Below are 23209 nucleotides of genomic sequence, written 5' to 3'. Positions count from 1 at the left end.
CCTCGGCGGGCTTTGCTAAAATGGAGCCAGGAGGCAAACAATGTCCGAAGAAACCATATCTGCTTCTGTTCTCTCTTCCTTTCCTTTCGCGGATGAGCGAAAGCTCGACGTCCTTCTGCAGGCGGCATTATCATCCGATCATGAAAAGTTCATCGTCCTCGACGATGATCCCACCGGCGTTCAGACGGTTCATGACGTCCATGTCTATACGCACTGGGACGTTGACTCGATCCGTCAGGGACTCGAAGAAGACAGCCGCATTTTCTATATTCTGACCAACAGCCGCGGCATGACAGAGGATGAGACGACGCGTATTCATCGTGAGATCCTCGCCAATGCCCAAACGGCTGCAAATGAAATACCCAATCACCCGTCCTATTCTTTCATCTCCCGCAGCGATTCGACGCTGCGCGGACACTTTCCTCTGGAAACCGAAATTCTCAGGGAAGGAATGGAGAAAAACGGCATCCGCGTTGACGGCGAAATTCTGATTCCCTTCTTCAAGGAGGGCGGCCGCTTCACAATTCGCAATACGCATTACATTAAATACGGCGACAAACTTGTTCCATCGGCAGAGACAGAGTTTGCAAAGGATCCGACCTTCGGCTATACGCATTCCGATCTTCCTGCCTATATCGAAGAAAAGACGGGCGGAAGATATCCGGCAAAGGATGTTGTCTGTATCTCTCTCGATGATCTTCGTACATGGAGAATCGGAACAATCGAGCAGCAGCTGATGCATGTCCATTCCTTCAACAAGGTCGTCGTCAATGCGGTGGATTATTGTGATCTCGAAGTGTTCTGCATCGCCCTGTGTCATGCTTTGAAACAGGGAAAACATTTCCTGTACCGCACCGCTGCAAGTTTTGTCAAAGTGATCGGCGGCATCAGCGACAAGCCTCTGTTGAGCCGCGATGACATGATTCACTCTTCTTCCACTAACGGCGGCATCATTGTTGTCGGCAGTCATACAGAGAAAACCACGTCGCAGTTGAAGGAGCTTCTGAAGCTGCCCAATATTGTTCCGGTAGAATTCAAATCGAGCACCGTACTTGCCGGTGAAGATGCTTTCAACAAGGAAGTGGAACGCTGCCTCAAAGAAGAGGAGGCGATCATTGCCGGCGGAAAAACGGCCGTCGCCTATACGGAGCGTGCCCTGCTGTCCCTGCCGGATGATACGAAGGAGTCGGCTCTCATCCGCTCCGTCAAAATCAGTGACGGTGTCCAGCGCCTGGTCCGTGATCTCTCCATTACGCCGGCCTTTGTGATCGCCAAGGGCGGCATCACCTCTGCCGATGTCGGTGTGAAGGCGCTTGGCGTGAAGCGGGCTCTGGTTCTTGGCCAGATTCAGCCGGGCATTCCGGTGTGGCAGACGGATCCTGACAGCCGTTTCCCGGGCATTCCCTATATCATTTTCCCGGGAAATGTCGGTGAGGCGGACACGCTTCGCAAATCTGTCGAAGTGCTTCAGAATCATTAATTATGGAATTTTCATGTGAAATTCAATTGTTTTAGCACTCTGATGGCCAGTGTGCTAAACTAGTGGCACACCAGAAAGGCGGTGTTTTATATGAATGATATCGAAGATCCGAACAAGAGGAAAAAGCCCACTCTCTACTACTATGCGGTTGTTCTTCTTGTTCTGGCTCTGCTGAACCTGATCGCGGTGCCGGCGATGAATGAGAGGACGATCCAGGAAGTGGATTACAGCACCTTCATTCAGGAAACCAACGATCAGAAGATCAGTGAAGTGAAAGTGGAAGACAACCAGATTCTGTTCACCCTCAAAGGAAACGATGAGCAGGTGTACCGGACCGGCGTCATGAACGATCCGGATCTGGTGCAGCGTCTGACGGATTCCGGTGCCACCTTCTCGTCTGAGATTGTTGAGCAGCAGTCTCCGTTCGTCGAGTTCCTTCTGACATGGGTGCTGCCGCTGGTCCTGTTCTACTGGCTGTGGCAGTTCCTGCTGCGCCGAATGATGGGCGGTGGAAAAGGTGCCGACTCCATGATCTTCAACGTCGGCAAATCCAATGCCCGCGTCTATGTCAAGTCACAGAACGGGATCCGTTTCTCGGATGTTGCGGGCGAAGATGAGGCGAAGGAATCGCTGCAGGAAATCGTCAAGTACCTGCATGATCCAAGTGCCTACAAGAAGATCGGTGCCTCGATGCCGAAGGGCATTCTGCTGGTAGGTCCTCCTGGAACCGGCAAGACGATGCTTGCGAAGGCTGTCGCCGGTGAGGCGAATGTTCCGTTCTTCTCCATGAGCGGTTCGGAATTTGTTGAAATGTTCGTCGGCATGGGGGCCTCCAAGGTCCGTGACCTCTTCAAGCAGGCCAAGGAAAAGGCGCCGTGCATTGTCTTCATCGATGAAATCGATGCCATCGGCGGAAAGCGTATCTCCGGCAACTATGGCGGCAACGATGAGCGTGAACAGACTCTCAACCAGCTGTTGACCGAGATGGATGGTTTCGAATCCAACAGCGGCGTCATTATTCTCGCGGCAACGAACCGTCCGGAATCTCTGGATCCGGCGCTGCTGCGTCCGGGACGGTTTGACCGCCGTATTCCAGTGGAACTGCCGGATCTGCAGGGCCGTGAGGCAATCCTCAAGGTTCATGCCAAGAAGGTCAAGACGGATCCGAACATTGACTACAGCGTTATCGCAAGAATGGCTTCCGGTGCCTCCGGCGCTGAGCTGGCCAACATCATCAACGAAGGTGCTCTGAAGGCTGTCCGCGAGGGCCGTGACACGGTGACGCAGGCGGATCTGGAAGAGTCGATTGAAACCGTCATTGCCGGCTATCAGAAGAAGAATGCAATTCTGACCGACGAAGAGAAGAAGACGGTCGCCTACCATGAAGTTGGACATGCGCTGGTCGCTGCGCTGCAGAGTCACAGTGCACCTGTTCAGAAGATTACAATCATTCCCCGCACCTCCGGAGCCCTGGGCTACACGATGCAGGTTGAAGAAGGAAATCACTATCTCTACACAAAGGAAGAGCTGCAGAATCAGATTGCGACCCTGACCGGCGGCCGGGCGGCGGAGGAGGTTGTCTTCGGCACCATCTCCACCGGCGCATCCAACGATATCGAAAAGGCGACGCAGCTGGCCCGCTCCATGATTACCCGCTACGGTATGTCGGATGAGTTCGACATGGTAGCGATGGAAACCGTGAACAACCAGTATCTTGGTCAGGACACGAGTCTCTCCTGCTCCGAGACGACCGCTGCCGGTATCGACCAGAAGGTTGTTGAACTGGTGAAGAAGGAACACGCCAAGGCCAGGAAGCTGCTCGAAGATCATCGCAGCGACCTCGATCGGATCGCCACCTATCTCTACAAGAAGGAAACGATTACCGGCGACGAGTTCATGAAGATCCTGGAGCACAAAGACATGGATCCGGAAGATGCGGTCAAACTCCCCGATGCTCCGTCACCGGAGAGTGCAGCAGCTTTGTTAGCCTCTGCCCAGGCCGTAAAGCCTGAGGATCATCCTCAGGGAGCCAATGCCTGATCAGGCACAGGCATCACCATCCTTAGACACATACGCAGAAGAAGCCGGAGCATGTCTCCGGTTTTCTTGTGCGTTCCTGATGATCCTCCAGCAGTACAATGTTATTGACTATGGATGGAAGAAACATTCTTGCCGTACGCATCGATAACCGCCTGGTGCACGGTCAGGTGGGCGTCACCTGGGCGGCGTTTATCCGACCTGAGGTTATTGTCGTGGCCGACGATGCGGCGGCAGAAGATACGCTGCAGCAGCGCCTGATGCGGGCCATTATTGATCCGATGAACATTCAGCTGAAAGTATTTTCGATCGGCGCATTTCCGGACGCTCTGCGTCATACGGCGGATGAGCGGCGCGTCTTTCTCGTTGTGCGCAATATCGAAGAACTTGCCCGCATTGTAGATCAGGGCGTTGCGCTGCGGGAAGTGAATCTTGGCAACCTGCATTATGAGCGCGGCAAAAAACCGTTGACCCGAAAAGTTTATATCAACGACAGCGATGCCCGTCTTCTGCAGCATCTGATGGCGCAGGGCATCCGCTTCTATGCCCAGGATATTCCCGGTACAGCACGCGAAGAAATCAACGACCTCGATGCTCAGTATTTCCGCCGCTTCGAATAGGAAAGAATATGCATCGTCATACGATACTTGGTCACGGTGCGTTTGGAAATATGAATACCGCGCTCCTGAAGTAAATCGCACAGTTTCTGGTCACTGTAAGGATGCGCCGGATCTTCCTGCTGAATGAGCTGGCGGATCTCGTTCATGATTTCCTTCTGGGCCGTATCTCCTCCTGCGTCCGGCGAAAGCAGATCGCTGAACGGGTGTAGCTGGTCATCAAATTCGAATGCTTTATGGGCCAGTGCCCGGGTCACGGTCGATACGCTGACGTTTAATTCTTTGGCAATGGTGCTGCAGGTCAATGGCCTTAAAGCTCCGTGGGCAAAGTATTCCTGCTGATGATTCAGCACAACATCAACAATCCGCTGTAACATGACCGTCCTTGCCCGGCACAGTTTCTGTAGCTGACGGGCAGCGCTTTCCTGTGGCAATGCACCGTCGGATACCGTAAAGCTTTCTTCCCAGGCATAAAGAGAATAGGTCAGTTCCCCATGTTCCATATGGACGGTCACATCGGGAAAGAGCGTCATCGCATCAGGATTGCCAAGATGCACCGGATACGGATTCAGCTTCTGGATCTGATGGAACAAGGCGACCGCCTCCTGCTTTGAGCAGCTGATGACAGAGGCCGCTTTTTGAAACTGGCCTCTGGCAAAGAGATCCAGGCAGCCAGCCGCTTTGCATAGATTCTTTGAACCGTGATTACGTTGAATCTGCAGAAGAAGGCAGTCTTCCAGCGAAACAGCGCCTACGCCTGCCGGCTCAAACGTCTGGATGATCTGCAGTACCGCTTTCACTTCTTTCATGGATACACGGAGATCTTTGGCTGCTTTTTTGACCGGTATTGTAAACCAGCCATGACTGTCCAGACTGTCAATGATCCAGGTACCGATCCTCTGGTCACAATCCGCCTCATGAACCTGGCGGAGAAGATCCTGCCGCGGATCCTCTTCCTGTACCATGCGCTCGGCATCAACTGACAGGTTCCTGCTGTCACGCAGGCAGATGAACGGGTTACTGGCAGCCTGCTGCTCAAGCATGGTCTGCATCTGTTCCCCGTTCATTTCCAGTATTTTGAGCGCATTGAAAAAAGCTGGTGACAGCTGCAGTTTCTGACGCAGTTCAGGCTTCGGCATTGGGACTGGTTTTATTGTGACCGGCATTGACCTTATTCTACTCGATCGAAAAATCCGATATAGTGGGGTTGGAGAATCTTATGAAAGATAAAATCAAAGATCTGCTTACCAGAATGACGGCGCAGTATGAGCCGGGACCGCGCAGCGAGTTTACAACCGCATGGCTGGCGCAGCAGACTTCCCTCAGCCGCAACGCCGCCTCCGAATATCTCAATCAACTGTGTCAGCAGCGTCAGGCAGTCAAAATCAATACGCGTCCCGTCTATTATCTGAGTGTCGCTGCTCTGCGTACGAAGGGCTATGACATTGACCGTGTCGCTTACGATTCCTTTGAGCAGCTGAACCGGCGCGGATTCGATTTTCAGTCGCTGATCGGTGCCAATGGATCCTTGTATCATGCGATCGAACAGTGTAAGGCCGCTGTTTCCTATCCTCCCAACGGTCTGCCGGTTCTATTGACCGGTCCGACCGGGACCGGAAAGTCGCTGCTGGCAAGGACAATGTTTGACTATGCGGTCCGCAAAAATCTAATTGCCAAAGACCGTCACATGGTTACCGTCAACTGCAGCGAATATGCCAATAATCCGGAGCTGCTGACTGCGAATCTCTTCGGTTATTGTAAAGGAGCCTTTACCGGGGCTGACAAAGACCGGCCGGGGCTGTTGGATCTGGCCGATGGGGGGATGTTGTTCCTGGATGAGGTGCACGCCCTCAAAGCAGAATGCCAGGAGAAGCTGTTTCTTTTCATGGACAAAGGCGTCTATCACCGGCTGGGTGATAATGAGCACTGGTACCATTCCCAGTGCCGCCTCGTCTTTGCGACTACCGAGGCCCCGGAACATGTGCTGCTCAAGACGCTGCTGCGAAGAATTCCGGTACTGATTGTTCTACCCTCCCTGGCCGAGCGCGGCCAGGATGAGAAAAACGCGCTGCTTTGCTATCTGTTCCAGAATGAGGCGAAAGAAATCGGGCAGGAGATTGAGCTTTCCTACCCAGCGTTTCAGATCCTGATGAATGTTGACATCCCCGGCAATATCGGCGGGCTCATCAATACGGTCAAAGTATCCTGTGCCAATGCCTTTCTGCAGAGTCAGGACCATAATCAGCCGCTGCAGGTCTTTGAATATCATCTGCCTGACGATGTGATGCGTCTGGCAAGTCCGGCTTCGCTGAATATCCGGCCCAATCAGAAAGATACTCTTCTGCCGATGACGATGCCGCGCCTGACGCAGCAGCGCCCGGAGCCGCTGCTCAATGTATACCGGCTTCTGCTGGACCACTTTGAAAAGGCGCCGTCCGATTACATTACCCAGGAGTTTCAGGATCAGATTGACCGGGCCTGTGAGGAGTTTTTAACCAATCGGCCTGATGTCTCTATTTCCGAGGACTTTCTGACTAAGATGATGGATAAGATTGCATCCATCGCCATGAACCGTACTGTACTGAAGATTTCCAACAACGGCATTTATCTTTTGTCCGGTATTCTGGCCGAATACTTCCGCTGCCAGGCATCGGTTCATCAATGGGATGCGGCGCACCGCGACTCCATTCAGCAGCTGAGTGATACGCTGGCTTCGCGGTACCCTCTGGAATACAGGATGGCGCGCGAAATCGCCCAGAACGTTTCCATGAACCTGGATATTCAGCTGGATACGATGTGCATCCTCCTGTTTATGATGGTGATCAGCGAATACCCCGAGGAAGACAGCAGCGAGACCGCCGCCTACATTCTGTGTCACGGCTTTTCGACGGCTTCTTCCATCGCTAATACCGTGAACCGTATGCTTGGTAAGCCGGTCTTCAGCGCAATTGATCTGGAGCTGAATCAAAGTTCCCTGAAGACGGCGGAGATTCTGAACCGGTCCCTGCTGCGTAAAAAACATTTCCGGAATCTGCTTCTGCTGGTGGATATGGGGTCGCTCGAAGAGCTTTATACCGGCCTGCATCTGGAGCCGTCGATCAATGTCGGCGTCATCAACAATGTGAATACGAAGCTGGCACTTGAGATCGGCTCACGTCTCATGAACGGTGATGCCATTGATACGATCCTCTCTGAGACAGCCCCGAAATCAACTGTTCAGTACAGATATATTTCCGGCCGCCAGAAAGAGATGGCCATTCTGACCGTATGCTCTACGGGACAGGGTGCGACCAACAAGATCATTGCCCTTTTTGAAAGCAGTCTTCCTAAGCCGATCGAGGCAAAAATCATACCTTGCGATTACAATTCGCTGCGCATCAACGGTACCGGGGACCCTCTGTTTCAAAAGTACAATGTGCTCTTTGTGCTGGGGACGCTGGACGCCAGGCTGCCGGGGATTCAGTTTGTTTCCATTGAGGATCTGGCCCTGGAGCACAATCTGAGCCGCCTGTCGCAGCTGATGAAACCGCTGCTGAGTGAGCAGGAAATTGCCCGGTTCTCCAGCACCATTGTCAATAACTTTACGTTGAACAATCTGGTGACCAATCTCACCATTCTCAATGCCGAAAAGGTGCTGAAAGACGTCGAAGATATTGTCAGCGAAATTGAGCAGGGAATGCACATCAGTCTGCCGGTGGAAAACCGGATCGGTCTCTATGTCCATATTGCCTGCCTCATTGAGCGTCTGATCTTGCGCCAGCAGGCAGAGCCAGTGCAGCCGCCGACACAGTTTCTGAAGGACCATGCGGATTTTGTGAATGTGGTGCGAAGAGCATTTACTGTCGCAAAATATGCTTACAGTGTCGAAATCCCCGATTCGGAAATTGTCTACATTTATAATTACATCGAAAATATCCGCTGAAATATGCGGATTTTTTTATTTCATGTTTTTTCAGGCACACTTTTTGCTAGAATTCAGGGTGAAAGGAAGTAATCACAATGAAAGGGGATAACATCCTACTCACCAGAATTGACAATCGTCTTGTGCATGGACAGGTTGGTGTCACATGGACGAAGACACTGAATGCCAATCTGATCATCGTCGCCGACGATGCGGTCGCTTCCAACGAACTGCAGCAGTCGCTAATGGCCGTCACTGCCAAAGCCAGTGGTGCCGGAATCCGTTTCTGGACACTTCAGCATACGGCCGACATCATCGAGAAGGCCGCACCCAGTCAGCGGATCTTCGTCGTCGTAAAGACACCGGCAGATGCACGCCGACTGGCCGAAATCGGCGTCCATCTGAAGGAAGTCAATGTCGGAAACATGCATTTTTCCCAGGGAAAACGGGAGCTGACAAAGAAGGTTTACGTCGACGATCAGGATCTTGAGAATCTGAAATTTCTGGCGTCGCACGGCTCTACTGTTTACTGCCAGGATGTGCCTGGCACTGAAAAAGTATTCGTTGATGCGAATACGACTTGTTAATTGTTAGAAAGGGGGACAGACTATGTCCATCACACTTGGTCAGGGCCTGCTGATTGCCATTGCGGCAATGATCTTCGGCATCGACTTCTGGCTCGAAGCATTCTTCATTTTCCGTCCGCTGATCGTTTCTACCATTACCGGCGCAATCCTTGGCAACTTACCACTCGGGTTGGCAACCGGTGCGATCACGGAGCTTGCGTTTGCAGGTCTTACGCCTGCAGGCGGCACCCAGCCTCCTAACCCGATTCTTGCCGGCGTTATGTGTACGGTCATTGCCTATACGACAAACGTTACGCCGGAGGCGGCGCTGGGTCTGTGTCTGCCGTTCTCGTTCCTGATGCAGTATGTGATTCTCGCCTTCTATTCGGGCTATTCCTTCCTCATGGCACCGATGGACAAGGCCTGCGAAACCGGTGATACAGCAAAGGTTAAGCGCATGAACTTCCTGATGACCGGCGGCGTTGCCATCGCCTACGGTATCATCGTGTTCCTCTGCGTCTTTGTGGCGCAGGAAGCTATGAGCGCATTCGTCAATGCGATGCCTGCCTGGGTCGTCAACGGTCTGACGGTAGCCGGAGGCATGTTACCGGCAATCGGATTTGCGATGCTGCTGAATGTCATGATGAAGACGAAGTATATTCCTTACTTTATCGCCGGCTTCCTTGCCGCATGCTTCATCGATATGAACAACCTGCTGCCGGTCGCTCTGATGGGTACTGCCTTCGCTCTGTATGACTTCTACAGTGCAAAGCAGCGCAAGATCGAAGTTGAAGATGCCGTGAAACACGCGGCCGGAACCGGAAATGGAGGAGACGAAAATGTCGGAATCTAAAGAAACCAATCGTGTCTTAACCGATAAGGATATTACGAAGCTTGGTATCCGTTCTTCGCTTCTTCAGGCTTCCTTCAACTATGAGCGTATGCAGGCCGGCGGCTTCCTTGATGCCCAGCTGCCGGCCCTCGAAAAGATCTACAAAGATGATCCGGAAGGTCTGAAGGCCGCAATGACCGACAACATGGAGTTCATCAATACGCATCCGAACCTTGTCGGCTTCTTAATGGGTCTTCTCATCTCTCTGGAAGAGAAACACGAGGACCGCTCCGTCATCAAAGGTCTGAAGGTCGCTCTCTTCGGTCCGATTGCCGGTATCGGTGACGCCATCTTCTGGTTTACGCTGCTGCCGATTATCGCCGGTATTTCCTGCAGCTTCGCCGCGCAGGGATCCGTCCTTGGTCCGATCATCTTCTTTGCCTGCTATCTGGTCATCTGGCTGCTTCGGATTAACTGGACACACCTCGGCTATAATCTGGGTCTCAAGTCCTTTACAAAGCTCCAGGAAGAATCGGAAATCATTTCGAACTCTGCTACGATTCTCGGTGTCACGGTCGTTGGCGCCCTGATCGCGAACTACGTGAGCATCAATCTGAAACCGGTCATCTCGATTGGTGACAACATTTCGGTCTCGGTTCAGGAGGCGTTCCTCGATACGATTTTCCCGAACCTTCTGCCGATGGCATATACGCTTCTGATGCTCTACTTCCTTAAGAAGAAACAGGTCAGTCCGGTCGTTCTGATTCTGGTTACGATCGCCATTGCCCTGATCTCTTCCCTGATTGGATTAATGTGATGCATTGATTCCAATCTTTCTTCTAAGCACCGGCCTTGCACGAGGGCCGGTGTTTTCTGTTGAGATATGCTAGGATACCAGCATGAATAAGAAGTTCATTGCATCCCTCCTCATCCTGTCCCTGTTAACAGGATGTTCCTCTACATCCGCCGTATCGTCCGGCGAGACAAATGAGCCTGAATCTTCGCCCGTAAAACTGATGGTCGCAACCGATCTTCATTATCTTTCTCCTTCGTTAACGGACAATGGGGAACGTTTCCAGGCTGTCATGGCCGCCGGCGACAGTAAGGTTACAGAATACAGTGAAGAAATCGTCGACACGCTGATGAAAAAGGCGAAGGAAGAGAAGCCCGATGCCCTTATTATCAGCGGCGATCTGACCTTCAATGGAGAGTTGATTTCACTCAACGAGCTGAAGGACAAGTTCACTGCGCTGGAAGAAAACGGCATTCCTGTTCTGGTTATCCCGGGCAATCACGATATCGATTACCCCTATGCCTATGGATATGATGGGGCCGACTATTATCCGGTAGAAGACATCTCACAATCCGAGTTTACCTCCCTGATGGGAGCCTTCGGCTATGACGATGCGCCCGCACGCGATCCTTCTTCCTTCAGCTACTGCACGCATGTGACAGACAATCTGTGGCTCTTGTTCCTGGATGCGAATACAGAGGCAGATCCCGGAGAACTTTCGAAAGAAACACTGGCATTTGCAGAAGATGTTCTAAAACAGGCGGCGGAAGGAGGTGCCACAGTCATTCCTGTCACACATCAGAATGTTCTTCCTCCCAGTGATCTTTTTTCCAGAGGCTTTGTCATCAATAACAGCGACGAAGTGAAAAAGCTGTTCAAGAAATATAACCTTTCGCTCTGTCTGAGCGGGCACGCCCACTTACAGCACACCAGTGAAGAAGACGGTATGACCCAGATCATTACAGAGTCGCTCAGCGTCTATCCGCTGCAGTACGGCATACTCACCGTCTCCGGAAATAACTGGCATTATGAAAACAGGGAGCTGGGTATTCGCAAAGAAGAAAGCAAGCAGCGCTTCGATGCCAATACCCTTTCTCAGGTAGACGAGGTTCTGAAACGCTTGAATCTCAGTGAAGATGAAAAAAAGGCGATGGAGGACCTTGCCGTCACCGCCAATGAAGAATATTTCTCTGGAAAACAGATGACACTTAACAAGGATGATCCCGCCTATCAGCTATGGGTAACATATGCACCGGACTCCTTCTGGACCATCTATCTCACAAGCACGATCGGTGGTCAGAAACAGTGAGGTAATCTAACGACTGCGTAACTTTTGTCCTGCTATTTTGATTGAAGAAGCACAGAAAACAGCCTGTATGAGACGATTCCACACCCAATGAAGTGATAATAAACACTCCACAGAAATGGAACACGTTATGCGGGCTGTATTGAGTCGATTCATTCAGAAAAGTTGTGGAAAACATTTTGCATGTTTCTAGATTCACCGGCTTGAGGAAAATTGGTGAAACCGATTCTATCGCTAAAAAGTAACGAAATATGAGCAATAATAATTATATTTTCGTGCATTTAATTGCATTTCATGTGCAATTCATATATTTTATAAGCGAAATAGGGAGGGCGATGAAATGAGTGCAAATACAACAAACATCAGTATCCGAATGGATTCAGACGTAAAAGCAGAAGCTGATGCTCTATTTAACGAACTGGGTATGAGCCTGACGACTGCGATTAACATCTTTATTCGCGAGTCACTTCGTGAAGGCGGTATCCCATTTGCAGTAAAAATCGACAATCCCAACAAGGAAACGATTGCGGCTATGCTCGAAGCCAAAAAGATCGCAAAGGATACGTCCGTAAAAGGATACAATGACCTTGACGAATTGTTTACCGATTTAAAAAAATGAGGAAGACAAAGTATATCGTCAAATACACGACATCTTTTAAGAAAGACTACAAGCGTTCGATCAAACCTGACTACTCCCCATGGCTGAACCCAGGGGGTTCTGGAAAACACTATGGTCCAGTATGTTCACATTACCAAGGGTAATGCACACGCTTCAGATAGATCATTCCCAAACATTGCGCAGGCTGTTCCGTATGGAATGTGCTGCTCTGACCCGGCCGTCTCCTGAAAGGAGATGACCTGTCATGCACTTGTGCCTTGCGCTGTTACGCCGGCGTAGTCACTACGGCGCTTGAATCTTATATCAATTGATATACCAGGACAGCTGTCCAGTCTTATGAAGGCGGTCAACTTCCGCATCCTGATTTGATTTGAAATTCTGAAAATCGTCATATGCAGACCTTTCATTGATATGCATGCCGTCTGCGTTCGTATGCTGAATCAGATATGCGCTGAGCAGATCTCTCTGCACAATAATATCCTGACCGGATGCGTCTTTGCCAAGAAGGATCATCCGGTCTTTTAAGTCCTTCTGTTTATATGTCCCGTCCAGCGGGTTGTATTGCGATGCCTTCACCTTCCAGGTATCCACATACAGAATGGATTTTCCTGTCTGATGAAGTTTTTGATCAATGATGCTGATGAGCAGGGCAGGCGCCCGGCGTTGAATTGTTTTCCCGTATCGCTTTTTACTGCGAATGCGCCCGTTCTTTGAGTTTATGGCCTGTTTCTTTGAACGTCTGGCAAGACCTTTCACGCTCATCCTTTCCACCCGAATATCGGATCCCCTGGCAATCAGCAGCTTTGCCAGTATGCAATGACTCTGCTTCCGATATACCTGCTGCTTACGGCTGAGTTCTGCATACTTCTGTTTCAGTTTTCTGTAACGGCGGGAAGCCTTCCATTCGTGCCGGCCTTTTTTGATCGTTCCGCAGGGATTGTAGTTCTCCGGGTTCATGGCTCTTCGGGAGCGGTCCATCGCTCTCTGCATTCGTTTCATCTTCGCTTCATTTGGCTTACATTCCGGCGCCAGCTCCACCAGCAGAGCGGAATCGTCTGTTACTGAGGCAATGGTTGAAGTGCCTTCATCCAGTCCCTGGGTTCCTTCCCCGAACTTCAGATTTTTCATGGGCGGAGTTCCTTCCATCACAAGCTGTGCATACCAGCGTTCTTTCCCACGGATGATGCGCTTCAGAATGCGAACATATTTCACCCGATCCTTAAGGCACTGCATTCGATACGGATCATCCCGGGGAATAATGATTTCGTATTCATTCCCCCTGCCAAGGCATACCACCATTTTGGAACGATTGAAATGCAGCACGGATTTATAGGACTTTCCCTCAAAAGAAGTGCCTTTTGCGTGAGAGAGAAATCTCACTTTTCCTGCCTGATGGGTACGCACTTTTTCAATGGCGCGGAATGCACGGGTTGCCAGTTTCTGACATTCATCAATCCCGAGCGTGCAGTACTTCGGATGCAGAGATGCGACATACGCATGCATGCTGTACTCAGAATAGGAGTGCCAGTCATAAACGGCAGCGAACTGCTTTCTGCGATCATCTGTCTTCTCAGTCCTCTGTTTCCTGTATTTGTATTCTCTGCAGAGCGCTGTATATTCCGGATCATTGATCACTTTATGCATGCGCTTCAAGCCCTCTTTCAGGCAAAGATTATAAACGGAGACAGCCGCATTTTCCGCATGATGAAGTACGGCAAAACCACCTGTTTTTGCAGGCTTGAGTTCATATTCTGCAATGTAAGAGGGAGTTTTGCATTTCTTCATTGCGCTCCTTAATGACTCTTCTGATCTTCAATATATTTGCGTACGGTAGCTTCGTTAATGTGTCCGACAGTACATAAAAAGTAGTTTCTGGTCCATAAACATGGAAGGCACGTCTTCAGTTTTGGAAACTCTTCTCTTAATACATGGGAAGAATATCCCTTCATGTGCTTGATCACGTAATGAGGAAGAATGCGCGGATCCATGGAAAGGAACATATGCACATGGTCCGGCATAACTTCCAGGGCCAGAATCTCAACGCCAAGATCTTCTGCCTTTTCATACAGCAGCTCTTTAAGCCTGGCATCAATGGGAGGAGTTAATACAGGTCTGCGGTATTTCGGGCAGAAAATGATATGAAACTGGTTTTTGTAAACCAAACCATCCTTCCGAATATAGGTATCTTCATCTTTAGTTCGTTTCATAACTAAATTATAAAAGAAACGTCGTATGAAAACAAACCGCAAGGCATGAAAAATAGCTTCATTATGCGCTTTGTGCCGCTTCCTCCCCTTGACTGAAGTCAGGGGCTCCCGCGTCTAATCTGTTGTGGTTTGAAAATTGAAATGCTTGAGGATGTCGTAGCCCTGCTCGCTATGGGCGAGCCTTTACCGGAAAATAATTATGATCATGAGCTGACCGGAAATTGGACAGGCTATCGGGAATGTCACATTCTTCCAGACTGGCTTCTGATTTACTGTATCGACAATAATGTACTTGTGTTGACATTGTCACGTACAGGATCGCACAGCGATTTGTTCAGCAATTAACTCCGATTCCTCGATCCTATTGAAAAAGCCGTTTCAAAGCGAGACTGCTGAAAAAGTACGGTTATCGAATAACCGATTTTGCTTTAACATTTAACCTCTGAATGACCCGAGTGTGGATTTATGATTCACAATGATAAGCGCGTAATCTGCAGAAATGCGTCGATTATGCGCTTTTTCTTCATGTTTTGATTGAAACGCATGCATGCATGGCGTATAATATAACTATACTCCGGAGGTGTCTTTATGCTAAGAATGATTGATATGCCCCAGTTGGATCTTGGCTCTTATAACGGGCTCTACGATATTCTGATCCCTAGAGATAACTTCTGGCGTCAGATGAACGAAACGATTGACTTCTCTTTTGTTGCAAAAGAAGTTCAGAAGAACTACAGCGACTGTATGGGCAGAACTGCAGCTGATCCGGTACTGCTGTTCAAATATCTGCTTCTTAAGACCGCACGCAAGCTCAGTGATCGTGATCTGATTGAAAGAGTCCGGTATGATATGGAAATGAAATACTTTCTGGGCTATAGGCCTGAGGAAACTGAATTCATTGATCCGAGCCTGCTTACCAAATTCCGCAGAACCAGACTCAAGGATACCGACCTGCTGGATGTGCTGATTGGCAAGACTGTTGAAATCGGGAAGAAGAAAGGAGTCATTCATGATCATGAAAAGATCATCGTCGATTCCACTCATACCAATGCACTCTACCAGCATATTTCTCCGCGTGAGGAACTGATCAGGCGGGCAAAGGAACTGAGAAAGTCTGTATATGCAGCGGATGAAACCATGAAGGGCAGAATGCCGAAGAAGCGGGAAAGCAGCGGTCTTCTGGAGGATGAAATCGAATACTGCAAGGAATTGCTGGATCTGATCGCTTCAGATGAACGGCTTCAGAAGATACCGGATATCCAGGAACGTCTCAATTACCTGAAAGAAGGAGTGGAAGACACGAGTGAACAGTTTGAATTCTCCAGAGATCCGGATGCGAAAGTGGGGCACAAAACTGCAGACACTTCCTTCTTCGGGTATAAGACGCATATTGCCATGACCACGGACAGAGTCATTGTGAGTGCGGCAGTGACAACCGGAGAGAAACATGACGGCAAGCAGGCTGCAGATCTGATTGAGAAAGCAGAAGACGCAGGAGTAACCGTGGACGCTCTGATTGGTGATGGTGCATATTCCGAGAAAGACAATATTGAATACACCTCAGAAAAAGGAATCAAGCTGGCATCAAAGCTGAGTGAGAATGTTCTACATGGAAGCCGGGAGAAAGAGTTTGAGTTCAACAAGGATGCCGGGATGTATGTATGCCCGGCAGGACATATGGCAGTCAGAAAAAGCAAAGGCGGTCAGGAGAAAGCAGCGAATGGTTCTGATACAAAAGTAGTTACCTATTTCTTCGATGTAGAGAAATGCAGAAACTGTCCTTTGCGAAACGGCTGTTACAAGGAAGGCGCGAAGTCAAAAACCTACTCGGTAAAGATCAAATCAGATACGCATATTGCTCAGATGGATTACATGAAGTCAGATGAATTCAGAGAACTATATGCTGAGCGATACAAGATCGAGGCTAAAAATGCGGAACTGAAGCAGACCCTCGATTATGGAAATGCCCATGCGTGCGGAATGAACGGAATGACGATACAGGCAGCAGTATCGATTTTTCTTGTGAACCTGAAGAGGATAAAAACACTGGAAACAAGCGTTAAGGGGGCACCAGATAAGGAATAATCCTCTCTTTTTCTCACTTACTCTTCCGAAAGGCAGAAAAATCCTGGCCGGTTCTGATACTGGCCAGGATTTTCATCAGTGATTAAGTTTTCAACCCCTACTTTGTCAGCAACCTCTTTCAAAGCACGGCTTTTTTGTTTAATTCTTCAGGCTGTTGATTGGTGAAGGAATGTGGCCTCCGCGATCAATCATGACCTTCGGCGACGACTTCTTTACCGCCATCACCGGTCCTGTTCCAAGCAGACCTCCGAATTCCAGTTCCTCACCCACCTTCTTACCGATGGCAGGGATGACACGGACCGCTGTCGTCTTCGTATTGATCATGCCGATGGCTGCTTCATCCGCGATAATGCCGGAAATAGTTTCAGCAGTCGTATCTCCCGGAACCACGATCATATCAAGGCCAACGGAGCAGACGGCAGTCATCGCCTCCAGCTTCTCAATGCATAAGCCACCACTCTTTGCGGCCGCAATCATGCCGGCATCCTCCGACACCGGAATGAATGCGCCGGACAGCCCGCCGACGGAGGAACTTGCCATGACGCCGCCTTTTTTTACGGCATCATTGAGCATCGCAAGGCACGCCGTCGTTCCCGGCCCACCAACTTCTTCCAGTCCCATCGCTTCCAGCACCTGGGCAATCGAATCCCCCTGCGCAGGCGTCGGCGCCAGCGAAAGATCCACAATACCGAACGGAACCCCAAGGCGGCGTGCCGCCTCAGTACCGACCAGCTGCCCCATCCGGGTAATCTTGAAGGCAGTCTTCTTAATGACTTCCGCAATCTCATTCATCGAGCAATGAGGACCGGCCTGTTGAATCGCCTGCAGAATCACACCCGGCCCCGAAACACCCGTATGAATAACGCAGTCCGTCTCCGATATACCATGGAATGCACCGGCCATAAACGGATTATCTTCCACCGCATTGCAGAAGACGACAAGCTTCGCCGGACCGCTGCAGTTTTTGTCTGCCGTTAATTCGGCGCTTTTTTTTACAACCTGCCCCATCTGCTTTACTGCATCCATATTGATGCCGGCGCGGGTCGAACCAATATTGACGCTGGAACATACATATTCCGTCTGTGCCAGTGCTTCGGGAATGGAGGCAATCAAAGCCTCATCACCCGGCGTCATGCCCTTCTGGACAAGGGCACTGTAGCCGCCGATAAAATTGATGCCAAGATCTTTTGCCGCCCGATCCAGCGTCAGCGCATATTTCACCGGGTCACCGCCGCTGACGGAAACCAGCAGCGAAACCGGCGTCACCGAAATACGTTTATTGACGATGGGGATACCGTACTCTCTGGAAATAGCGTCCGCCGTACGGACCAGGTTCTTTGCCTTCGTCGTAATCTTTTCGTATACCTTGCGGCAGCTGACGTCAATGTCGCTGTCTGCACAGTCAAGCAGAGAAATGCCCATGGTCACGGTACGGATATCGAGATGTTCCTGTTCGATCATCCGGATCGTTTCCAGGATAGAATCTGCATTGGAATTAAAGATTGCCATAGCTGTATCCCTCAGATCGTATGCATCGCATTGAAGATCGCTTCATGCATCACATGAATGGAAAGCGCGTGCTTCTGCCCATCCGCTTCAATTTCGTTGACGAGGTTTACAAAGTTCTCATGGTTCTCATCCGGGACGGTAACGATCATGATCATTACAAAGAACTCGTCCATAACCTTCTGTGTCACATCTTCAATATTCATGCCATGCTCGAAACAAACATTGCTCACATAGGCCAGGATGCCGGTACGATCCTTTCCTACGACGGATATTACTGCTCTCATTGCTGTCTTCCTCCCTGTTGTCTCAGTGTCTGTTCCTACTGCTGACCACATTAGCATATCCGCACCTGCGTAAAAAGCGAAAACTCTGCATTTTGATCTTTACATGCATGTGTACATTGATCCGGTCATCAGAAAAGAGGATGTCAGAAATGAACTATCCCCTTCATCCTCTTTCGATCCGTTAGATACTGATAGCCTACTTCAGCTCGGCCGCCGCTTCAGTTGCAGCGATACGACCGGCGGTCGTATACATGCCCAGCGAATAGCCGCCAAAGTAATAGTCACCGAACAGCTGTGCCGTCGCCGTTTCGCCTGCCGCAAACAGATTTTCAATCGGCTCACCATCCGTATTCAGAACACGCTGCTGACGATCGACGATGGCGCCGCCGATTGTTCCCCACGAACCAATCCGGCGATACACCGCATAGAAACCTCCATCCGTCGGATATGCCTTCAGATTGTCCGCATCTTTGCCATATTCCGCATCGCTGCCGGCCGCGCATGCCGCATTGTAGTCATCCACGGTCTTCTTCAGCGTATCCGCATCCATACCAAGTTTCCCGGCAAGATCCGACAGCGAATCCGCATAGACCGCAACATTCTTATTGCCATCGGCGCTGTACTCCTTGATCTTGGCGAAATAATCCGCATCGTATCCAATCGTATTCTCCGCATCAATCAGATCCCAGTAGCCGGAAGATGCGTGATCAATCATATGCTTGTTTACAACCGTTGCGGCTGCGCCTTCGTTACAGAAACGATTGCCGTCCGCATCGATCATGATCGCCATACCGGTTGCCGGCGTATTGGACCAATCATTGCCGAACACCGGCGCAAAATCAGGCTGCGAAGACTTGATGTACGGATCCTTCGAAGACATCTGTGCACCAACCGCTTCGAGCATCTTCATGCCATCGCCGGTCGAACCGATCTGGGTCTTTTCATGGACATCAATGCCTGTGCTCTTCTCCGGAACCATATCCAGATTCCAGGAAGCGCCGCCTGCACATACAATCGTCTTTTTAGCAGTAATCGTATAGGAACCGGACCGGTTTTCTACCTCTGCTCCAGTGACTGCCCCCGTATCATCAACAATCAGTTTATCTGCCTTCGTACCGGTCAGAATTGTGACACCCTCGTCGGTGCATGCTTTTTCAAGATCCGAAGCCAGCTGATAACCGACCGTGAAGATCGTACCTGCATAACCGCCCATATCGACATCGGTATGCGCAAGACCAAGATCATTGATCAGCTCATCAACCGTCGCACCGGTCTGGCTCATCAGATTGGAAGTGAAGTCATAATCCGGCTGCAGCTTACTGTCGGCGTTCTGTCCCTTGTAGAATTCCATGACCCGCTCAAGAGAATCGTCAATCGACGCATCATTTGCCTGCGAATCAACAGTAAGAAGAAGTCCTGCCGCCTCATTCAGCGTTCCGCCGCACTCGTCCAGTTTCTCAATCAGAGTGACATTGACACCGTTTTTCGCAGCCTCGTAAGATGCCATCAGTCCTGCAGTACCTGCACCGATGACAAGAACATCGGTGGAAAGGTCATCCGTTGCCATCGTTTCCTGTTCAACCGGAACCTTGCTCAGAGCGGAAGAATCGCCGCCAGCCTGGTCAACGGCATCCGCAACCGCATTCTTGATCGCCATCGAAGTGAAAGTTGCACCCGAGACGTTATCTACGCCCAACGATTGCGCCTCAACGATCTCCTTCGGCAGATCATTCAGCGCCTTGTCACTCAGATGCGGCGTCTCGGACTGTGACGTTACTTCAATCGACTGAATCGCATCATCTGTAAAGGTAACTGAAACTTCAACAGGGCCATTATGCCCGTCTGCAGACGCGGTGTACGTACCCGCTTTGTATGCGGATGAACCGGCTGTTGATGCAGCTGGTGCAGAAGCAGTCACTGCAGATGATCCGCAGCCGGCCAGCGCCGCCGCAAGAATGACAGAGAATGTACCCGAAAGATAATGATGAACCTTACCCATATAAGATTCCCCCTCTCTTCTATATATATTATTTGTTTCACAATACATTTCTACTCTTTTTTCATATTTTTTCTGTAATCGCTTTCATTTTCGGCGGGAAGCACAGTAAAAAAGCCGAAGCTCCTTTCTTCAGGGACCCCGGCTGCGAAATCAAATAACAATTATTGAACTGTATAGAGAAGCGTACCTTCGGCACCGGCATCGTTTTCCTTATAGACAAGTACCGGTTTCTTTCCGTTTTCCTCATTGTCACTGAGGCGGATGTAATCATCTTCACTGACATCGTCGGCTGTACGGATCGAGACATGGAAGGAGTTGCCCGTATTCTTCTGGACCCCGGCCATGGTCGCATCGGTATCCTGGCCCTCCACCTCAATCTCCATCATCTGAATGTCGACAACGGAAGAAACACTGTCACCTTCATAGATGACGGTACGGATCAGGCAGTAGACACCCTGCTTCACCATGTTGGAGAAGTCGTTGTATACGCCCGGATTCTGTGCCTTGCCATCGACGATGACGAGCCAGTCCTTGTCCATCGCTTCCTGCGGCGTAATGTTCCAGTCCACATCACGGATATCACCGAAGGGCCAGGCGACTTCATCGTTGGTCGTCCACCCTTCGCAGGCATCTCCCTGCTCATACTTCAGCGTAACGCTGTTAAGTGGAAAGGAGGCGTCGCTGTCTACCTCATAATAGGACACGTCATTGCCTTCATCGTAGTAATAGCTGATGCCGCGGCACGTATTTTCCGTATGGTAGTGCATCGCATTTTCGCCGTCTTTATCAAGCGCGTAGGCGGAACGGATACTGGAAAAGGTAACCGAATCGTTGCCCACAGATGAAAGGGAGCTGAACACCGGCCCCTTCCATACGGAGCCGTCAGCCCCTTTTACATCAACCACGACTAACGGCAGAAAGTAGACCGCCACCACCAGGATCACAATAACGGCAGCACGTTTCAGATGCTTCATTGTTTCTCCCGGTTCCGCTTCTCAATATCCATGATTTTGTTCACACGCCGCAGATGACGTGCGCCTTCCGGCGTATCACCCTCAAAGGGTACCGGCAGAAAATTATCAAGGATCATCTTCGCCGTCTCCACACCGATGACGCGGGCACCGAAGCAGATAATGTTCGCATTGTTATGAAGACGCGAATACTTTGCGCTGTACGGCTCGCTGCAGCAGCATGCGCGGATGCCGGCGACCTTGTTGCAGGAAAGAGAAATGCCGACGCCCGTACCGCAGATGGCAATGCCAAGATCCACCTCGTGAGCAGCCACTGCATTGGCAAGCTTCTCACCATAGTCCGGATAATCGACGGCATCCGTCGTATCGGTGCCGAAGTTAACAATCTCGTAGCCTTCCGATTCCAGATAAGGAATCAGCTCCTTCTTCATTTCAATGGCAGAATGATCGTTCGCAATGCCTACCTTCATAAGACAGCCTCCTTCTTTGCTTTCCCGTTTTTCTTCACCTGAATCAATACAATGATGCCCGCCGCAATCAGGAACAGACCAATGAACTGCGACGTACTCAGAGCGCCGATAAAGCCGCGCGCCGAATCTCCGCGCAGAAACTCAATCACGAAGCGGCCCGCTGAATACAGCAGAAGATACCAGCCCATCGTCTCGTCGCGCGTCGACTCATCCATATAGATCTTATAAAGAATATAGAAAAGAATAAAGTCACCGGCCGAAGAGATCAGCTGCGTCGGAATCAGTTTCACATTGTTGGGCGCATAGTCGCTGTGGGTAAAGGTGATGCCCAGAGCCCCATGTGTCTCTTTACCATAACAGCACCCGGCAAAGAAGCACCCGATCCTTCCGAACCCCTGCGCCAGAGCGACCGAAGGAAACAGCAGATTCGCATAATGAAAGAAAGATATCTTCTTTATGCGGCAATAGATCCATGCCCCCAGAATGCCGCCCAGAATACCGCCGTAGACAACCCAGCCATCGGCTCCCAGAACCGCCTTCGGATTTGCCAGAAACTGATCCCAGACCGTAAAAACATAGGTGATTTTCGACCCCAGATATCCCGTCAGCAGGCAGACAATAATCAGCGTATCCACATGATTCGGGTCCATGCCGGTTTTCTTTGCCATCCGTTCACCGACAAAGAACGCCATCAGAATGCCGACCGCGATCATGACGCCATAACCATGAATCGTCAATGGCCCGATTGTAAACCAGTCGTTGTACATGAATGTTCCTCCAGAGCTCTTATTTTAGCTTTGAACAGCCAAAATGAACAGTCACACGCCGCCAGACACATAAAAAGCCGGCGCAGCGCCGCAAAGACGCTCCCACCGGCAGACGGATTTTCAGTTTCTTTCGTCCGTATCGGAAGCGTGCTCCGCTTCCTTCGCTTCTTCGATGCGGGCATCCACAACCATGTCATCCACCTTTTTCTTGAACGACTTGATCTTGCCCGAAATATAAAGTGCCATATACAGATCTGTCACGCCGCTGTACAGAAGGCCGGCGCCGATGATCTGAAACAGCAGATTCATACCGTTGATCTTGCCAAGCATAACAACCAGGCCAAAGACAATCGAAATGCACGCCATCACAATGGAGGCATTGGATGCTTTGCCGGTAATCCGCTTAATGTCCAGCGCATCCTGCAGCTTACTGATGCCGGACGCGAAAATGACGATGGCTAACATGAAGGGAACGATTTTCTGAACAGCTTCCTTCTCATGGATCACCATGAAGCCGATGAGAATCCAGACAATCCCCATTGCAAAGTCATTCCGGAACAGCGAATCCTTCAGATCCAGCATAAAATACGAAATTACATTGACAACGCCGAAGATGATCAGCGCAATACCGATCACATAGCAGGCCAGATCCGCCGCCTGTCCCGGAAAAAACAACAGCAGCAGACCCGCAGCGATATAGATCAGAGATTTGATAATCGAGGCCCATTTCAGGTTCTTCATAAAAGACTCCTTTACAAGGGCAAGT

Annotated in this window: 21 protein-coding genes; 11 read left to right on the top strand and 10 right to left on the bottom strand. The window is 50.3% G+C overall.

Annotated features, from left to right (window positions below):
- Positions 1 to 40 precede the first annotated feature (40 nt).
- The 3 genes from C1714_RS04790 (at position 41) to C1714_RS04780 (ending at position 4137) form a co-directional block, all read left to right on the top strand.
- Positions 41 to 1480 (top strand): four-carbon acid sugar kinase family protein, encoded by a 1440-nt coding sequence (locus C1714_RS04790; protein ID WP_102342120.1) that lies wholly within the window; start codon positions 41 to 43, stop codon positions 1478 to 1480.
- Positions 1481 to 1570: 90 nt separating this feature from the next.
- Positions 1571 to 3520, top strand: a complete 1950-nt coding sequence (ftsH, locus tag C1714_RS04785; protein ID WP_102342119.1) for an ATP-dependent zinc metalloprotease FtsH — start codon at positions 1571 to 1573, stop codon at positions 3518 to 3520.
- Positions 3521 to 3618: 98 nt separating this feature from the next.
- Complete coding sequence (locus C1714_RS04780; RefSeq protein WP_102342118.1) at positions 3619 to 4137, top strand: PTS sugar transporter subunit IIB; 519 nt, start codon at positions 3619 to 3621, stop codon at positions 4135 to 4137.
- Here the strand turns inward: C1714_RS04780 and C1714_RS04775 are convergent.
- A complete protein-coding gene (locus C1714_RS04775) occupies positions 4113 to 5273 on the bottom strand; it encodes an RNA polymerase factor sigma-54 (protein WP_167849932.1) in 1161 nt (386 codons plus the stop codon). The genes C1714_RS04780 and C1714_RS04775 overlap by 25 nt on opposite strands.
- An 80-nt stretch (positions 5274 to 5353) precedes the next feature.
- Here C1714_RS04775 and C1714_RS04770 point away from each other — a divergent pair, with 80 nt between their 5' ends.
- The 6 genes from C1714_RS04770 (at position 5354) to C1714_RS04745 (ending at position 12151) form a co-directional block, all read left to right on the top strand.
- Positions 5354 to 8056 carry a sigma 54-interacting transcriptional regulator gene (locus C1714_RS04770; RefSeq protein ID WP_102342116.1) on the top strand — a complete coding sequence of 901 codons (2703 nt, stop codon included), beginning with the start codon at positions 5354 to 5356 and terminating at the stop codon, positions 8054 to 8056.
- Between the two features lie 77 nt (positions 8057 to 8133).
- Positions 8134 to 8622: a PTS galactosamine transporter subunit IIB gene (gene agaB, locus C1714_RS04765; protein ID WP_102342115.1), complete on the top strand. Its 489-nt coding sequence runs from the start codon at positions 8134 to 8136 to the stop codon at positions 8620 to 8622.
- Between the two features lie 22 nt (positions 8623 to 8644).
- Complete coding sequence (gene agaC / locus C1714_RS04760) at positions 8645 to 9454, top strand: PTS galactosamine transporter subunit IIC (protein WP_102342114.1); 810 nt, start codon at positions 8645 to 8647, stop codon at positions 9452 to 9454.
- Positions 9441 to 10250, top strand: coding sequence for a PTS galactosamine transporter subunit IID (agaD, locus tag C1714_RS04755; RefSeq protein WP_102342113.1), 810 nt, complete (start codon positions 9441 to 9443; stop codon positions 10248 to 10250). The genes agaC and agaD overlap by 14 nt, the downstream gene beginning before the upstream one ends.
- Before the next feature lie 82 nt (positions 10251 to 10332).
- Positions 10333 to 11535 (top strand): metallophosphoesterase, encoded by a 1203-nt coding sequence (locus C1714_RS04750; protein WP_102342112.1) that lies wholly within the window; start codon positions 10333 to 10335, stop codon positions 11533 to 11535.
- A gap of 337 nt (positions 11536 to 11872) precedes the next feature.
- Entirely contained in the window at positions 11873 to 12151 is a 279-nt protein-coding gene (locus C1714_RS04745; RefSeq protein WP_102342111.1) for a type II toxin-antitoxin system RelB/DinJ family antitoxin, read from the top strand.
- A gap of 303 nt (positions 12152 to 12454) precedes the next feature.
- Here C1714_RS04745 and C1714_RS04735 read toward each other — a convergent pair whose 3' ends face one another.
- Both C1714_RS04735 and tnpA read right to left on the bottom strand, forming a co-directional pair.
- Entirely contained in the window at positions 12455 to 13936 is a 1482-nt protein-coding gene (locus C1714_RS04735) for a hypothetical protein (protein ID WP_102342110.1), read from the bottom strand.
- Positions 13937 to 13944: 8 nt separating this feature from the next.
- Positions 13945 to 14358 carry an IS200/IS605 family transposase gene (gene tnpA / locus C1714_RS04730; RefSeq protein ID WP_210115254.1) on the bottom strand — a complete coding sequence of 138 codons (414 nt, stop codon included), beginning with the start codon at positions 14356 to 14358 and terminating at the stop codon, positions 13945 to 13947.
- A 129-nt stretch (positions 14359 to 14487) separates the two neighbouring features.
- Here tnpA and C1714_RS04725 point away from each other — a divergent pair, with 129 nt between their 5' ends.
- Together C1714_RS04725 and C1714_RS04720 are read left to right on the top strand one after the other, a co-directional pair.
- Positions 14488 to 14703, top strand: a complete 216-nt coding sequence (locus C1714_RS04725) for a type II toxin-antitoxin system YafQ family toxin (RefSeq protein WP_425349047.1) — start codon at positions 14488 to 14490, stop codon at positions 14701 to 14703.
- A 252-nt stretch (positions 14704 to 14955) separates the two neighbouring features.
- Positions 14956 to 16443, top strand: coding sequence for an IS1182 family transposase (locus tag C1714_RS04720; protein WP_102341589.1), 1488 nt, complete (start codon positions 14956 to 14958; stop codon positions 16441 to 16443).
- A 138-nt stretch (positions 16444 to 16581) separates the two neighbouring features.
- Here the strand turns inward: C1714_RS04720 and C1714_RS04715 are convergent, their stop codons facing one another.
- The 7 genes from C1714_RS04715 to C1714_RS04685 form a co-directional block, all read right to left on the bottom strand.
- Entirely contained in the window at positions 16582 to 17952 is a 1371-nt protein-coding gene (locus tag C1714_RS04715) for a PFL family protein (protein WP_102342108.1), read from the bottom strand.
- 11 nt (positions 17953 to 17963) lie between these two features.
- The gene (locus tag C1714_RS04710) at positions 17964 to 18236 is read right to left on the bottom strand and encodes an ACT domain-containing protein (protein ID WP_102342107.1); all 273 of its coding nucleotides are present in this window, start codon (positions 18234 to 18236) and stop codon (positions 17964 to 17966) included.
- A 196-nt stretch (positions 18237 to 18432) separates the two neighbouring features.
- On the bottom strand, positions 18433 to 20235 hold the full coding sequence (locus C1714_RS04705; protein ID WP_167849931.1) for an FAD-dependent oxidoreductase: 1803 nt from the start codon (positions 20233 to 20235) through the stop codon (positions 18433 to 18435).
- Positions 20236 to 20396: 161 nt separating this feature from the next.
- Complete coding sequence (locus tag C1714_RS04700; RefSeq protein ID WP_102342105.1) at positions 20397 to 21209, bottom strand: hypothetical protein; 813 nt, start codon at positions 21207 to 21209, stop codon at positions 20397 to 20399.
- Complete coding sequence (gene rpiB / locus C1714_RS04695) at positions 21206 to 21676, bottom strand: ribose 5-phosphate isomerase B (protein WP_102342104.1); 471 nt, start codon at positions 21674 to 21676, stop codon at positions 21206 to 21208. The genes C1714_RS04700 and rpiB overlap by 4 nt, the downstream gene beginning before the upstream one ends.
- The gene (gene lgt / locus C1714_RS04690) at positions 21673 to 22443 is read right to left on the bottom strand and encodes a prolipoprotein diacylglyceryl transferase (protein WP_102342103.1); all 771 of its coding nucleotides are present in this window, start codon (positions 22441 to 22443) and stop codon (positions 21673 to 21675) included. The genes rpiB and lgt overlap by 4 nt, the downstream gene beginning before the upstream one ends.
- Before the next feature lie 120 nt (positions 22444 to 22563).
- The gene (locus C1714_RS04685) at positions 22564 to 23184 is read right to left on the bottom strand and encodes an HdeD family acid-resistance protein (protein ID WP_102342102.1); all 621 of its coding nucleotides are present in this window, start codon (positions 23182 to 23184) and stop codon (positions 22564 to 22566) included.
- Positions 23185 to 23209 lie beyond the last annotated feature (25 nt).

It is taken from the genome of Galactobacillus timonensis (genome assembly GCF_900240265.1).
In the GTDB taxonomy this organism is placed as follows: Bacteria; Bacillota_I; Bacilli_A; order Erysipelotrichales; family Erysipelotrichaceae; genus Bulleidia; species Bulleidia timonensis.
This window is presented reverse-complemented; position numbering and strand designations above follow the sequence as displayed.